The sequence below is a fragment of the Nonomuraea sp. NPDC001831 genome (assembly GCF_042892035.1).
Taxonomy (GTDB): Bacteria; Actinomycetota; Actinomycetes; order Streptosporangiales; family Streptosporangiaceae; genus Nonomuraea.
In genome coordinates, this window is record NZ_JBIATU010000001.1 from 1,104,035 (window position 1) to 1,117,839 (window position 13,805).

Here is a 13,805-nt window from a genome sequence, read left to right on the forward strand (position 1 = left end):
GCGGGTGCCGACCGCCGCGACCCCCCGCCCGACCACGCCAGGCGCGCCGTCCAGGCTCGCCTGGCTCGACGCGCTGCGCGGCATCGGCGCGCTCGCGGTGGTCGCCGAGCACCTGCTGCCGTGGTTCCTGCCCGCGCTGCGGCCCTACTGGTTCAGCCTCGGCGTCTACGGCATCCTGGTGTTCTTCCTGGTCAGCGGGTACATCATCCCGACTTCGCTGGAACGGCACGGCGACGTGCGGGCCTTCTGGGCCAGCCGCGCCTTCCGCCTCTACCCCCTCTACCTGGCCGTGATCGCGCTGGTGCTGGCCGCGTCCTGGTGGGTGCCGGTGCGCGAGGGCGTGCCGCGCGACGGCAGCGCGGTCGCGGCCCACGCGACCATGCTGCTGGACGTCGTGAGCGTGGGCGGCGTGGCCGACACGATGTGGACGCTGTCGTACGAGATGGTGTTCTACCTGCTGGTCACGGCGCTGTTCCTGGTCAGGGCGCACGAGCGCAGCGGGCTGGTGTCCGTCCTGTTCGCCGGGGCCTCCGTGGCGGTGGGGCTGGTGGTGTCGGGGGCGGTCCTGCGGGGCGGATGGCCGGCGTACGTGTCGTGCGCGGTGTTCGCCGCCGGGCTCGCCTGCGTGGTCGGCGGCTGGTTCCGCCGGACCGCCGCGTGCGTGCTCGGGCTGATGGCGCTGGCGTTGCTGCTGCTGAGCAGCCGGGTGCCGTGGCTGGGCGCGGCCGTGGTCGCGGTCATGTTCGCCGGCACGGCGATCCACCGGTGGGAGCGCGGGCGCGGCGGCCTGTGGCCGGTCGCGGTGACGGCGGCGCTGGTCGCCGTGGCTCCGGTGTGGGCGATCGAGAGCGGCTGGTGGTGGGTCGAGGCCGACGTGTGGCTGACCACGATCGCGCTGGCGGCGGCCACCTTCGCGGGCGCGATGGCACTGCGCGGGCGGCAGCTGCCCGCCGTGCTCACCTGGCTCGGGCTGATCAGCTACTCGCTCTACCTGGTGCACCATCCGCTGCTGAAGTACTTCGTGGAGGTCACCGGAGACCTGCGGCGGGCGCCGCTGCCGTACCAGCTCGCGATGGCCGGGCTGGCCCTGGCGCTGATCCTGGCCGTCAGCGCGCTCTCCTACCGCTACGTCGAGCGCCCCATGCAGGCGCTGGGCCGGCGGCTCTCCCGGCGGTCCGCCGCCGCGGGCGCCGCGCCGCGCGCGATCCCCGTCACGGGCGCCCCGGCCGCGGGCGGCCACGGCGACGGCTCGGGGCGCACCGCGTAGGCCGGCACGATCCGGTCGCCGGGCTCGTGCCGCCGGCTCGTGGAGGGCAAGATGGGGTGCGGGTATCGGCGCGGACCCCGCCGGGCCGTCGCGCGGCCTCCTCGGCGCTCTCGCCGGGCCCGGGGCCGGTCAGGGCGCGTGCCGGGGCCCCCAGCGGTCGCCGGCGGGTGGGAGAGGGGCCGAGGTCATGCCGGGTTCGCTGGTGCTCATGGGGTCGGGGGAGACGAGTCCGACCATGGTCGAGGTCCACCGGGCGTTGGCCCGCGGGCTGCGCGCGGGAGCCCGTGCCGTGCTGCTCGACACGCCCTACGCCTTCCAGGAGAACGCCGCCGACATCTCCGCCCGCGCCCGCCGCTACTTCGCCCGCAGCGTCGGGCTGGAGGTCGAGCCGGCCACCGGGATCGTGGGCGCGGACTGGGTGTTCTCGGGGCCGGGCAGCCCCACGTACGCGCTCGACCGGTGGGCCGCCTCCGGCGTGGCCGGCGACCTGCGTGCCCGGGTGCGCTCCCGGCAGGGGGTGACCGTGCTCGCCTCGGCCGCCGCCTGCACCGCGGGCCTGGCCACCGTGCCCGTCTACGAGATCTACAAGGTGGGCGCCGAGCCTCACTGGCGCGAGGGCATCGGCCTGCTGGCGCCGCTGGGCCTGCGGGCCGTGCTGATCCCGCACTTCGACAACGCCGAGGGCGGCAGCCACGACACCCGCTACTGCTACCTGGGCGAGCGGCGGCTGTCGCGGATGGAGCGGGAGCTGCCGCCGGGGACCGCCGTCCTGGGGCTCGACGAGCACACGGCGCTGATCATCGACCTGGAGTCGGAGGCGGTGGAGGTGGCGGGGCGCGGCGGCCTGACCGTACGGCGTCCGGGGGCGGTGACCGTCCTGCCGGCCGGGACCCGTACGAGCCTGGCCGTCGTCCGCGACCTGGCGGCGGGCGCCACGTCCGGGACGGTCCCGCCGCCCCGGCCCGCCCCCGCCGTGGGCCCTGCCGTCACGCTGGAGGAGACGATCCGCTCCTGCGAGCGGCTGTTCGAGGACGCGGTCGGCAAGCCGGACCTGGTGGCGGCGGCGCGGCTCGTGCTCGACCTGGAGGCGGAGATCGTCACCTGGGCGGCCGACACCGAGGAGGACGCCGGCGGGGTCGACCAGGCCCGGGAGCTGATGCGGCTGCTGATCGCCCGGCTGGGCGAGGCCGCCGCGACCGCCGGCCTGCGCGCCCTGGTCGAACCCCTGCTCGACCTGCGCGCGCAGCTGCGGCGGGAGGGGCGGTACGAGATCGCGGACGCGCTGCGCGCGGCGATGGCGCGCGGCGGCGTGACCGTGGAGGACACCCCGGCCGGTCCGCGCTGGAGCCCGGCGACGGTCTAGAACGTCATGGCGACGCGGCGGGCGACCGTCTGGAAGGTTCTGGCGACGCGGCGGGCGGCGGTCTGGAAGGTTCTGGCGACGCGGCGGGCGGCGGTCTAGAAGGTCCGGGCGACGCGGCGGGCGTGCTCGTCGGCCTGCTTGCGTTCGGCGTCGTAGGAGCCGGTGAGCGTGGGGTGGTGGCGGATCTCCTGAACGTCGGCGATGCCCGTCCAGCGCAGCCAGTCGCCGAAGAACGTGGACTGGAAGTCGGCGCCGAACTCCGGGCCGAGCCCCGGCCCCCACACAGCACTGGTGTAGACGACGGCCGCGCGCTTGCCGGTCAGCAGCGCGCGGTACCCCGTCTCCGGGTGCACGTCGAAGATCATCGCGGGCTGGCTGACCACGTCGATGAACTGCTTGAGCTTGTACGGCACGCCCGCGTTCCACATCGGCACGCTGAACAGGTAGCGGTCGTAGGCGTCGAAGCGCTCGAACGTCCTGACCGCCGCGGCCCAGGCCTCGGCCTCCTCGCCCGCGGGGGTGCCGCCGCCGAACACCGTCATCTTGGCGCGGGCGGCGGCGGGGCCGAACTCGGGCAGGGTGCCGTCCCAGAGGTCGAACCGGTCCACGGTGTGGCCGGGGTGGGTGGCGAGGTACTTCTGGACGAACGTCTCGGCGATGGCGGCGGAGATCGACTCCGTGCCGCGGGGTGAGGCGGAGATGTGCAGCAACCGGGACATGGCGAACACCTTTCTGGACTATGGTCCGCTTAATGCCGCCAACAATACGGACCGAAGTCCGCTTGGTCAAGGCTCGATCAGGCACCGCCGACGTGCCTGCTTCGGCGCGGGCCTTCGTCGTCGTGGCGGGCCCGTGGGGCGCAGTGAGGCGTTGACGTCCCGCGCCGCAGGTCAGCGCGACGTCAGCCCCTCGCGCCCCTACTCCCTCCACTGGGTCCCCCCCGCCGCGCCCGGACGGGCGCGAGCGGCTGGGAGGGAACCCCCGGCAGCGTGAGGGCCGCTCGGGCTGTGGCCGGGGGCCCCTCACGCTGGGGCAGGGGTTTCAGTCCTTCTGCCTCTTCTTCTTCGCCCCGAGAACGGCGCCGCGGATTCCCCCGGCGATCCCGCCGAGATGGGCACCGACCGCCATGCCCGTCAGGCCGCCGTCGGCGCCGGCCAAGCCGCCGAGGATGATGCCGGCGGTGGCCCCCCTGTCCGCCCCCTTCACGGCGCCCTTCAGCCCGCCGTCTGGCGTGTCGCGGATGATCTGTTCTTCGACCTTGTCGATCGCCCTCTCGATGCTGCCCTTCTTGGCCATGAGCCCTCCCGTGTCGCGGAGCCAAGCTCTCCCTACAAGCAGTAGGCGGCCCGTCGGCCCGGAAGTCAACGCGGGCGGGTCGGTGTCCTGCGCTGGGCTCGGCGTGGCCGGAGCGCATCGTGATCGTGCGCCCAGGCACTACCGTCGCTTGTACTGCCAGACCTGGTTGACACGGTTGTTGGCCCATTGGGTGGGACTGAAGCAGTCCCATATCTGTAGAGGCGCATTAGGCGGCGGCCAGTTGGGATACGACCCGTTTTCGACGTCGAGGCATCTTCCGCTGCTGACGCTTACCAAGCGTCTGAAACCCTTGTGGGGGCCGCTGTAGAATTCCTCGGTCACCCACTGCTGATTGGGGCCTCCGTGACAGCCCCAGAGGACGACGGGTGTGCCGTTGCCTGTACCGCCGTTCGCGACGTCCAGACATTTCGTGCCGTTCTGGCCGGTCCATTTGATGAGGTCGGCATTGGCTCCGCTGGGCGGGGACTCGAAGAAGAATGCGTGGTAGTTGCCACCGATCTTGGCGCCCAGTCGTATGCGTGAGCCGAGGGTGCATTCAGGGTTCTCAAGGTTGTAGTGACAGGTGTTCGGTATGTCGACGAAGAGTTGCCCTTCTGTGATCGGGTTGGTGATCCAGGTGTCGGGACCTCGAACACGATGGCTGTCCGTGTTCGCGGACGCGGGCGGCAGCACGGCGAAAACCAGGAATGATGCGGTGATCGCGTGTAGACAGGTCTTGGGTTTCGGCATGGCGATTCCCCCTGGCGCTCTTGTCGCAGAGGCGAGCTCTGAATACGGGAGCGCAAATAAGCCTATCGCGGGATCCGTCGGGCTCTGCCAAGGCGTATTCAACGTCTCGCCAATTACCTTGTTCAGGAACAGTGGGCAGTTTGGGGTCAGCCGCTTCGCTTCGTCGACTTCAGCTTTACGTGGCGAGGCCGAAAAGGAAGTTCCTTTGCTGGCGCGGCACGCATCTGTCGCTTGTGCCCATCTGACTCCGCGCCATTGGACAACGTCGACATTGACATTGCGGAGCAGTTCGGTGCCGGCGCCTGGAAGTTCCCGCCCGGCGTCGCTGAGGGGTTCGACGACCACGTACGCGGCCAGCGTGCCCCACTACGACGCGATCCAGGCCCTCGTGGCCGGGATGACCGACTGGCTTGTCCCGGCCACCGGTCTGGTTGCACCGGCCGCGCCCGCCGCGCCGACGTTCGCCCAGCTCGGCCTGTTCGCCGCGACGACATGACCGCCCGGCTCCGGTTGCTGTCACACGGGCGCGACCGCGAGCAGCGAACCAGCCGGCACCTGCATGCCGTCGCCGGGCCAAAGGTGATCCCTGTGCCTGCGCTCGGCCGGCCTGCCGGCGAGCACAACCAGGCGTCCGGCTGCGCCCACCGGTCGCGGGCGACGGTGGGCGAGGCGTCAGGAGTGGTTTCGCGGCGAGCCTGGAGGTGCGCGCCAGGGGTCAGCGGCGGGGCGGGTCGATGCGGGCGCCGTCCAGAGTGAAGATCATGAGACGGGACAGGTCCACCGCGACCTTCGCCGCGTCCCCCGCCCGCCACATCGGCCGGTTGCCCAGCCGGACGATCAGGTCGGAGCGGCGGTGGAAGCCGCTGCCCACGTTCTGCCCGACCTGCTCCTGCTCCTCGTGCTCCTGCGCGCGCTGGGAGAAGAGCCGCCGCACCATCCCCGTCAGCCCGCCCGCGCCGCTGCGCTCGCCGTTGAGGCGGGCGCGCGGGTCCGGCGGCTCGGGCACCGGCACGGCCGGCATGCCGCACTCCAGGTACGCCAGCCACTCGTGCCCGTGGTACTCCAGCGCCCGCACCCGCCCGTAGAAGGACGGCCCGTCGTAGGACTCCGGCACCGGCGCCAGCCCGTCAGGACGCATGCCGACCAGCACCTGCCCGCCCGTGTGCTGAGAGATCGCGTACGCCCTGGGATCGCTCCAGGGCATCGTGAGCCGGTGCGGACCGAAGTCGAGCATGACATACTGGTTCTGCGGCGTTCTGACACCGGCCGCCAACAGGTTCAACTGCTGAGAGTTGAGGAAGGCCGCCACGAACGCCGTCGCTGGATCGTTGTAAATCTGGGCCGGAGTGCCGACGTCCTGCAGGACGCCGCGATTCAGGATCGCGATCCGGTCGGCCAGGGTGAGCGCCTCGACCTGGTCGTGCGTGACGTAGATCGTGGTGACCCCGAGCGACCTGACCAGCGCGGAGATCTCCATCCGCAGTTCGGTGCGCATGCCGGCGTCGAGGTTCGACAGCGGCTCGTCCATGAGGAACAACTTCGGCTGCCGGACGATCGCCCGGCCCATCGCCACGCGCTGCCGCTGGCCGCCCGACAGGGTGCCGGGGCGGCGGTCGAGCGTCTCGTCGATGTGCAGCGCCTTCGACAGCTCGGTGACGCGGTCGCGCACCATCGCCGGGTCCGACTTGGCGATCTCCAGGGGGAAGGCGATGTTCCCGCGCACGGTCCGGTGGGGGTAGAGGGCGCCGTTCTGGAACACCATGGCCACGTCGCGGTCGCGCGGTGGCAGGTGGTTGGCGAGCTGGCCGTCCAGCCAGAGATCGCCTTCCGTGATCTCCTCCAGGCCGGCGATCATCCGCAACAGCGTGGACTTGCCGCAACCGGAAGGACCGAGGAGGACGAGGAACTCGCCATCCTCGGCCTGCAGGCTCAGCCGGTCGACTGCCAGGTAGTCGCCCGGATACACCTTGGTCACTTTGTCGAGAACGACCGAGCTCATGGGCCCACACCTTGCGCGCGTGTCACCTGTGACGAGGCTGATTGAAGAGGTAGTACATCGCGCCTTAACACTGGATGTCCACCCTTGACATAAAGAATCTCATCCGCAGTGGTTTCGGCCAGGGGTTTTAGGCGTCCGTATACCCATAAATCCGGATGCGAGGTGCATGGAAGGGCTTGCGTAAACTTGCGGCAAGGGCTTTCATGGTGCGGGCAACCCGGGGGGAGATCCATGAACATGTGGTGGCGTGACGCCGTGATCTACCAGGTCTACGTGCGCAGTTTCGCCGACGGCAACGGCGACGGCGTCGGCGACCTGATCGGCGTGCGCGATCGCCTGCCGTACCTGGTCGAGCTGGGCGTGGACGCCATCTGGCTGACGCCCTTCTACACCTCGCCGATGGCCGACTTCGGCTACGACGTGGCCGACTACCGGGACGTCGACCCGCTGTTCGGCTCCCTGGCCGACGCCAAGGCGCTCATCGATGAGGCCCACGGCCACGGCCTGCGCGTCATCGTGGACGTCGTACCGAACCACACCTCCTCGGCGCACGCCTGGTTCCAGGCCGCGCTGCGCGGCGAGCGACGCGATCGGTACATCTTCCGCGACCAGCCCAACGACTGGGAGTCGATCTTCGGCGGCCCCGCCTGGACCCAGGTCGAGGACGGCCAGTGGTACCTGCACCTGTTCGACCCCGCCCAGCCCGACCTCAACTGGGACGACGACGAGGTGCGCGGCGAGTTCGAGTCGATCCTGCGCTTCTGGCTCGACCTGGGCGTGGACGGCTTCCGCGTGGACGTGGCGCACGGCATGGTCAAACCGGCCGGCCTGCCCGACATCGGCCACGCGAACCAGACCAGGATGATCGGCCGTGAGCCGGTGCCGTACTTCGACAACGACGGCGTGCACGAGATCCACCGGGCCTGGCGGCGCGTGCTCGACTCCTACCCCGGCGAGCGCATCGGCGTCGCCGAGGCGTGGGCGCCCACCGCCGAACGCCTGGCCATGTACGTCCGGCCCGACGAGCTCCACCAGGCCTTCAACTTCCACTACCTGTTCACCCCGTGGGACGCCGCCGAACTGCGCGCGGTGATCGACTCCTCGCTCGCCACGGCCGGCTCCGTGGGCGCGCCCACCACCTGGGTGTTGTCGAACCACGACGTCAAGCGGCACGTCACCCGCTACGGCAGCCTGGCCAGAGCCCGCGCCGCCGCGCTGCTGACCCTCGCGCTGCCCGGCTCGGCCTACGTCTACCAGGGCGAGGAGCTGGGCCTTCCCGAGGTGCTCGACCTGCCGGAGGAGGTGTGCCAGGACCCGCAGCGGCTGCGCGACCCCGACAGCGGGCGGGACGGCTGCCGCGTGCCGCTGCCGTGGACCCGCGAGCTCGGCTGGCGCGACCCCTGGCTGCCGATCCCGGCCGACTGGGCCGACCTCAGCGTCCAGGCCCAGGACGGCGTCACGGCCTCCACCCTGGAGCTCTACCGCGCCGCGCTGCGCCTGCGCCGCTCCCTGGACGGCGACCTGGTCTGGCACGACTCGCCCGAGGGCACACTGGTCTTCTCCCGCGGCGACGTGCTGTGCACTGTCAACCTGACCGGCGCGCCCGTCGACTTCGGCGTCGAGGGAGAGCTGCTGCTCGCCTCCGATGTCCCGGGAGCAGCCGATTCGGCCGCCTGGTGGAAAGTAAAGTGTGTTCCATGAACGGTCACGCTCGCCTAGCCGACATCGCCGCCCAGGCCGGGGTGAGTGAGGCCACGGTCAGCCGGGTGCTCAACGGCAAGCCCGGCGTCTCGGCAGGCACCCGGCAGGCGGTGATGACGGCCCTCGACCTGATGGGTTACGAGCGGCCGCCCCGGCTCAGGCAGCGCAGCAACGGGCTCATCGGGCTCGTCACGCCCGAGCTGGACAACCCGATCTTCCCGGCGTTCGCGCAGGCCATCGAGAAGGCCCTGACCCAGCACGGCTACACGCCCGTGCTGTGCACCCAGCTGCCCGGCGGCGCCCCCGAGGACGAGTTCACCGAGCTGCTGGTCGACCGCGGCGTCAGCGGCATCGTCTTCGTCTCCGGCCTGCACGCCGACACCACCGCCCGGATGGACCGCTACACCCGCCTGATCGACCGCGGCCTGCCGATCGTGCTGGTCGACGGCTACAGCGAGCACATCGACGCGCCCTTCATCTCGCCCGACGACCGCCTCGCGGCCCGGCTGGCCGTCCAGCACCTGGTCGACCTCGGCCACGAACGCGTCGGGCTCGCGCTCGGGCCGCGCCGGTTCGTCCCGGTGATCAGGAAGATCGAGGGTTACAAGCAGGCGATGGCCCACCTGCTCGGCGCCACCGACGTCGACGACCTGATCTCCCACTCGCTGTTCTCGGTCGAGGGCGGGCAGGCCGCCGCCGCGCAGCTGCTGGCCCGCGGGTGCACCGGCATCGTGTGCGCGAGCGACCTGATGGCGCTCGGCGCGATCCGCGCCTGCCGGCAGAAGGGGCTGGCGGTGCCGGGCGACGTGTCGGTGGTCGGGTTCGACGACTCGCCGCTGATCGCGTTCACCGACCCGCCGCTCACCACCGTCCGCAAGCCGATCGGGGCGATGGCCTCGGCCGCCGTGCAGACACTGCTGGAGGAGGTCAGCGGCGCGCCGGCCAAGCACGTCGAGCTGATCTTCCAGCCGGAGCTGGTCGTGCGCGGCTCCACCGGTTCCGGTCCGCTGGTCAACCGCTGACCCCGGACGCCCTCGGTGAAAGGTCGGCCCGCCGTTGACGCCTGACGTGCTGGTCCTCGGCGGCGCCGGGGTGGACACCACGGTCTACGTGCCCACGCTGCCTCTGCCGTACCAGGACACCTACCACGTGCCGCCCGTCGTCGACCGCGTCGGGAACACCGGGGCCGGGGTCGCCCTCGGCTGCCACGCGCTCGGGCTCGGCGTCGCCTTCGCCGACCTCATCGGCGACGACCCGCAGGGCGCGCTGATCAGGCACGCCCTGCGCGACATCGACTTCAGATGGGGAGTGGCGCGCGCGGGCACCCGGCGCAGCGTGCTGCTCGTCGGCCCCGACGGGCGGCGCACCTCCCTGCACGACCCCAAGGTCACGCCGGGGGAGCGGCTGCCCCGCGAACTGTACGCCGGTCCGCGCCCCCGGCACGCGCACATCTCGATCATGGACTTCTGCCGCCACGTCTACCCCGACCTCGACGGCGTCCCCATCTCCACCGACCTGCACGACTGGGACGGCGTCGCCGACTACCAGAAGGACTTCGCCTACAACTCCGACCTGGTGTTCCTGTCGGCCACCGCCCTGACCGACCCGGCAGCCACGATGCACGACATCCTCGCCGGGGGCCGCGCCCACACCGTCGTCTGCACGCGGGGCGCGGACGGCTGCCTCGTCCTGACCCGCGACTCGGCCACCGTACGCGCCTTTCCCGCCGCGCCCCTGCCCGGCCCGGTGGCCGACAGCAACGGCGCGGGCGACGCCTTCGTCTCCGGCTTCCTGTACGGCCTCCTGAACGGCCGGACGATCCCCGAGTGCGTCGGACTGGGCGCGATCGCCGGTGCCCACGCGTGCACGGTCGAGGGCACCCACGAATCCCCGATCACCGAGAAACTGCTGCTCGGCAGGGCGTCCCAGCTCTGAGTGAGCGTGGCCGCCACGAAGGTTCGGTAGATTCGGGGCGACAAGCCATGGATTGTGAGGCAAGAGTGTCGGACGAACGCGGCCCGCAGCAGACCAGCCGGGGAAGGCGGCCTCGCGCATGGATGATCGTGCTGGCCGCTGTGGTGCTCCTGGTCGATCAGGGGTCCAAGTTCTGGGCGCTGTCGGCGTTGTCCGGCGGCGCCGAGATCACGGTGATCCCGCGGCTGCTCTCGTTGCGGCTGCTGCTCAACCCCGGCGCCGCGTTCTCCCTCGGTGAGGGCGTGACCTGGGTGTTCACGCTGGCCGCCGCCGGGGCGGTCGCCGGCATCCTGTACGCGTCCCGGCGGCTGCGCTCGCCGGCCTGGGGTGTGGTGCTGGGCGCGCTGCTCGGCGGGGCCACCTCGCATCTGCTCGACCGCCTTTTCCGCCCGCCGGCGTTCGCGCAGGGGCACGTGGTGGACTTCATCGACTACGGCGGGTTGTTCGTCGGCAACGTCGCCGACATCGCCTTGACGGGCGGGTGCGCGCTGCTGTTCCTGCTCAGCGTCAGAGGGATCCCCCTGGGTGACGCTCCCGGCGTGGAACATTCGCCTGCGACGTCCTCGACGTCCTCGGCGTCGCCAGCGCCTTCGAAGTCTTCGGCGTCGCCGACGTCTTCAACCTCCTTGAAGCCCTCGACATCCTCAGCGCCTTCGGCGGAGGATCCCGCCTGATTGGCCCTGCCTGATTGGGCCTGCGTGATGGGCCTTCCTGAGCGGGGCTGTCTGATTGAGCCTGCCCTGAGCGGCTCTGCCTGAGCGGCCCCGCTCATCGCACCTGCCTGATCGAACGGCCAGAGGCCGGGCGGTGGTGAGCCTCCGCCCGGCCTCCGGTGCGGTCAGTTCCAGGAGCAAGGGTTTTGGCAGGCGGTCTAGGTCACCGTTCAGTCGGACGAGAAGAAGATGCGCTTGTCGTAGCTGCCGCCACAGTGGTCGCACCAGGTCTGGTAGGTGCAACCGGCGTCGGCGGTCGTCATCAGCGATGACGCCGGTGACGCGCGCAGAGCGACGGAGCTCTTCGCTGAACTCGGCCTCAGAGCGAAGTGCCGGCAATGCGCTCTCCTTCCCCCGACGCGAACCCACCACCCCTCATGTCTTCCGATATGGCCTGGCCTGAGGTCAGGATCGGGGCGTGATGTGCCAGATCGCGTTTCCTGCGTCGTCCGCGACCAGTAGGCGGCCGTTCTTGCCTGTGATCACGCCGACTGGTCGGCCGTACGTGGTGCTCTCGTCCCGGGATGGTTTGAAGCCGGTCAGGAAGTCCTGGGGTTTGGCACTGGGCATGCCGTTCTTGAAGGGGACGTACACGACCTTGTAGCCGACAGGATCGCCGCGGTTCCAGGAGCCGTGTTCGGTGATGAAGGCGCCGCCGCGGTAGGCCTCGGGGAACGTGGGACTTTCGGAGAACGCCAAACCGAGGGGAGCCGTGTGAGCGCCAAGGGCGTAGTCGGGGCGTAGCGCGCGAGCCACCATCTCGGGACGCCGTGGCTGGACCCGCTCGTCTACGTGCTGCCCCCAATAGCTCCACGGCCAGCCGTAGAAGTCGCCAGGGCGTACACGTGTGAAGTAGTCAGGCGCGGCATCGTCGCCCAGGAGGTCGCGTTCGTTGACGACTGTCCAGAGTGTCCTGGACTGCGGTTCGAGGGCCAGGCCATTGGGGTTTCTGAGACCGGAGGCCAGGATGCGCTCGCCGCTGCCGTCAGGGTTGATCTCCAGGATGGCGGCGCGCCGTCGCTCGGCATCCAGGCCGTGTTCGCCCGCGTTGCTGGACGAGCCGACCGTCACGTAGAGCTTGGTGCCGTCAGGGGCGGCGAAGAGGTTACGGGTCCAGTGGTTGTTGTAGCCGCCGGCCGGCAGGTCGAGGATCTTCTTCCCGGGGGCGGTGACACGGGTTTCGCCCAGCTTGTACGGAAAGCGCCAAACGCCATCCGTGCCCGCGACGTAGAAGGCCGTCTGGGTGCCGTTGGTGGCCGCCGGACCGAGCGAGTACGGCGCGGACGCGGCCAGCAGCGCCATCCCGAACGGCTGGTTGAGGTTCTCCAGGAACACACTGCGGAAGTCGGCCACGCCGTCGCCGTCGGTGTCGCGCAGCAGCGTGATCCGGTTGGCGCTGCGTTCGGTGGTCGAGCCGTCGTTGCGGCGCAGCCAGTAGAACAGCCCCATGATCGGGGACTCCGGGTCCTTGGGCAGGGTGGCCGACTCCGCCACGAGCACATCGCCGTTGGGCAACTCGTAGAGCCAGCGGGGATGCTCCAACTCGCCCGCGAACCTGGTGACCGCGAACCCGGCCGGCGCCTTGGGCGCTCTGCCGGAGGGCCAGCCGACCACGTCAGGGGCGTTGACCTTGGGGATGGGGAACGTCTCGCGTTCCCCGAGTTGGGGGTCGGAGCCCAAGTGGGCGGCTGTCTGAGGGGCTCCGCCCCGGTTCACCGCGTAGGCCGCGCCGGCCACTGCGAGGAGCATGAGAAGGAGCAGCACAAGCAGGGCTCGAGGCAGGATTCGGCGTCTGGGGCGACGCGGCGCCGTCACCGGCGGTGTCACTTCGGAGGCTGTGGACACGGGGGTGTCTCCCGGTGAGCGGCTGATCGTTGATGGATGACTGGACGGCACGTAAGAACGGCAGCCAAGGATCCTCTCCCCTCGGATAAGCTGTCCGGAGTTAACGGCCGTTAGATTTCTAACATGTGTTAAGCGCGAGGTCAATTCTGATGCTCACCCGTCACAAGATCCTGGAAGCCGGCCTGGAGGTCCTCGAGGCCGACGGCGCCCACGGCATCAGCATGCGTAAGCTGGCCAAACGTCTCGATGTGACGGCGACGGCGATCTATCACTACTTCGACGGGCGGGAGTCGCTGCTGGAGGCCATCGTGGACGAGGTGTGCAGCAAGATCGTCTCTGAAGCCCCTCGTGAAGGGGGATGGAAGGACCAGCTGCGTGGCCTCATGGCCTCGATGGTCAGGCAGTCGCTGGAGCATCCCAGGGCCTCGGTCTGGTCCATCACCACGTATGCCCGGCGCGCGCCCGTGATGAGCCTCCACGAGGCCATCTTCGGAATCCTCCTGGATGCGGGCTTCCCTCCTGACCAGGCGGATCACGTGAAGGGGGCGGTGCTGCGCGTGTGCGTCGGGCATCTCGTCCTGCACGAGGCCGCCGCGAGGGACTGGACCGAACTGCCCGCCGACCGGTATCCGCACTATCACGCGGTCGAGGCCGCCCGGCTGCGGGCCGACCAGGTCGAACACTTCAAGTTCGCGCTCGACGCCGTCCTCGCCGGGTTGCCCGACCCCAGCCATGAAGGCGATGCCCCTGCTTGACCGCCTTCGAGCCACGATGTGGCGGCCCAGGAAGCCGGTAGCCGCGCGAGTTAACGGGTGTTAGGGTTTGGCTCGGCTCCGCATCCAACAAGACGACCTGATCGATCCTTCTCTTGTCCCTCATGACGTGATAGCACCGTTG

General features: G+C 70.4%; 13 protein-coding genes. 8 read left to right on the plus strand and 5 right to left on the minus strand.

Annotated features, from left to right (window positions below):
* Window positions 1-4 precede the first annotated feature (4 nt).
* Together ACFYYW_RS04835 and ACFYYW_RS04840 are read left to right on the plus strand one after the other, a co-directional pair.
* The gene (locus tag ACFYYW_RS04835; RefSeq protein ID WP_387645128.1) at window positions 5-1,267 is read left to right on the plus strand and encodes an acyltransferase family protein; all 1,263 of its coding nucleotides are present in this window, start codon (window positions 5-7) and stop codon (window positions 1,265-1,267) included.
* Between the two features lie 187 nt (window positions 1,268-1,454).
* Window positions 1,455-2,630 (plus strand): hypothetical protein, encoded by a 1,176-nt coding sequence (locus ACFYYW_RS04840; protein ID WP_387645131.1) that lies wholly within the window; start codon window positions 1,455-1,457, stop codon window positions 2,628-2,630.
* A gap of 95 nt (window positions 2,631-2,725) precedes the next feature.
* Here ACFYYW_RS04840 and ACFYYW_RS04845 read toward each other — a convergent pair whose 3' ends face one another.
* From ACFYYW_RS04845 to ACFYYW_RS04855, 3 genes are all read right to left on the minus strand, one after another.
* Window positions 2,726-3,349, minus strand: a complete 624-nt coding sequence (locus ACFYYW_RS04845) for an FMN-dependent NADH-azoreductase (RefSeq protein ID WP_387645134.1) — start codon at window positions 3,347-3,349, stop codon at window positions 2,726-2,728.
* Between the two features lie 322 nt (window positions 3,350-3,671).
* The gene (locus tag ACFYYW_RS04850; protein WP_364413392.1) at window positions 3,672-3,926 is read right to left on the minus strand and encodes a hypothetical protein; all 255 of its coding nucleotides are present in this window, start codon (window positions 3,924-3,926) and stop codon (window positions 3,672-3,674) included.
* Between the two features lie 138 nt (window positions 3,927-4,064).
* The gene (locus ACFYYW_RS04855) at window positions 4,065-5,021 is read right to left on the minus strand and encodes an RICIN domain-containing protein (protein WP_387645138.1); all 957 of its coding nucleotides are present in this window, start codon (window positions 5,019-5,021) and stop codon (window positions 4,065-4,067) included.
* A 13-nt stretch (window positions 5,022-5,034) separates the two neighbouring features.
* On the opposite strand from ACFYYW_RS04855, the gene ACFYYW_RS04860 reads away from it, so the two are divergent.
* Window positions 5,035-5,172 carry a hypothetical protein gene (locus ACFYYW_RS04860; protein ID WP_387645141.1) on the plus strand — a complete coding sequence of 46 codons (138 nt, stop codon included), beginning with the start codon at window positions 5,035-5,037 and terminating at the stop codon, window positions 5,170-5,172.
* 219 nt (window positions 5,173-5,391) lie between these two features.
* On the opposite strand, the gene ACFYYW_RS04865 is transcribed toward ACFYYW_RS04860, so the two are convergent.
* Window positions 5,392-6,675 carry an ATP-binding cassette domain-containing protein gene (locus tag ACFYYW_RS04865; protein ID WP_352328471.1) on the minus strand — a complete coding sequence of 428 codons (1,284 nt, stop codon included), beginning with the start codon at window positions 6,673-6,675 and terminating at the stop codon, window positions 5,392-5,394.
* 231 nt (window positions 6,676-6,906) lie between these two features.
* Here ACFYYW_RS04865 and ACFYYW_RS04870 point away from each other — a divergent pair, with 231 nt between their 5' ends.
* The 4 genes from ACFYYW_RS04870 (at window position 6,907) to ACFYYW_RS04885 (ending at window position 11,024) form a co-directional block, all read left to right on the plus strand.
* Entirely contained in the window at window positions 6,907-8,376 is a 1,470-nt protein-coding gene (locus ACFYYW_RS04870; protein ID WP_387645144.1) for a glycoside hydrolase family 13 protein, read from the plus strand.
* Window positions 8,373-9,398: a LacI family DNA-binding transcriptional regulator gene (locus ACFYYW_RS04875; protein ID WP_352328468.1), complete on the plus strand. Its 1,026-nt coding sequence runs from the start codon at window positions 8,373-8,375 to the stop codon at window positions 9,396-9,398. The genes ACFYYW_RS04870 and ACFYYW_RS04875 overlap by 4 nt, the downstream gene beginning before the upstream one ends.
* Before the next feature lie 34 nt (window positions 9,399-9,432).
* A complete protein-coding gene (locus ACFYYW_RS04880; RefSeq protein WP_387645147.1) occupies window positions 9,433-10,311 on the plus strand; it encodes a carbohydrate kinase family protein in 879 nt (292 codons plus the stop codon).
* A gap of 122 nt (window positions 10,312-10,433) precedes the next feature.
* On the plus strand, window positions 10,434-11,024 hold the full coding sequence (locus ACFYYW_RS04885) for a signal peptidase II (protein ID WP_387645150.1): 591 nt from the start codon (window positions 10,434-10,436) through the stop codon (window positions 11,022-11,024).
* Window positions 11,025-11,468: 444 nt separating this feature from the next.
* Here the strand turns inward: ACFYYW_RS04885 and ACFYYW_RS04890 are convergent, their stop codons facing one another.
* Window positions 11,469-12,812, minus strand: a complete 1,344-nt coding sequence (locus tag ACFYYW_RS04890) for a PQQ-dependent sugar dehydrogenase (RefSeq protein WP_387645152.1) — start codon at window positions 12,810-12,812, stop codon at window positions 11,469-11,471.
* A 245-nt stretch (window positions 12,813-13,057) separates the two neighbouring features.
* Between ACFYYW_RS04890 and ACFYYW_RS04895 the strand changes: the two genes are divergently transcribed.
* On the plus strand, window positions 13,058-13,663 hold the full coding sequence (locus ACFYYW_RS04895) for a TetR/AcrR family transcriptional regulator (protein ID WP_387645155.1): 606 nt from the start codon (window positions 13,058-13,060) through the stop codon (window positions 13,661-13,663).
* Window positions 13,664-13,805 lie beyond the last annotated feature (142 nt).

Coding starts and splice junctions, on each gene's coding strand:
- ACFYYW_RS04840 (WP_387645131.1), top strand. CDS start 1,455: ATGCCGGGTTCGCTGGTGCTCATGGGGTCGGGGGAGACGAGTCCGACC.
- ACFYYW_RS04845 (WP_387645134.1), bottom strand. CDS start 3,349: ATGTCCCGGTTGCTGCACATCTCCGCCTCACCCCGCGGCACGGAGTCG.
- ACFYYW_RS04850 (WP_364413392.1), bottom strand. CDS start 3,926: ATGGCCAAGAAGGGCAGCATCGAGAGGGCGATCGACAAGGTCGAAGAA.
- ACFYYW_RS04865 (WP_352328471.1), bottom strand. CDS start 6,675: ATGAGCTCGGTCGTTCTCGACAAAGTGACCAAGGTGTATCCGGGCGAC.
- ACFYYW_RS04870 (WP_387645144.1), top strand. CDS start 6,907: ATGAACATGTGGTGGCGTGACGCCGTGATCTACCAGGTCTACGTGCGC.
- ACFYYW_RS04875 (WP_352328468.1), top strand. CDS start 8,373: ATGAACGGTCACGCTCGCCTAGCCGACATCGCCGCCCAGGCCGGGGTG.
- ACFYYW_RS04885 (WP_387645150.1), top strand. CDS start 10,434: ATGATCGTGCTGGCCGCTGTGGTGCTCCTGGTCGATCAGGGGTCCAAG.
- ACFYYW_RS04890 (WP_387645152.1), bottom strand. CDS start 12,812: ATGCTCCTCGCAGTGGCCGGCGCGGCCTACGCGGTGAACCGGGGCGGA.
- ACFYYW_RS04895 (WP_387645155.1), top strand. CDS start 13,058: ATGCTCACCCGTCACAAGATCCTGGAAGCCGGCCTGGAGGTCCTCGAG.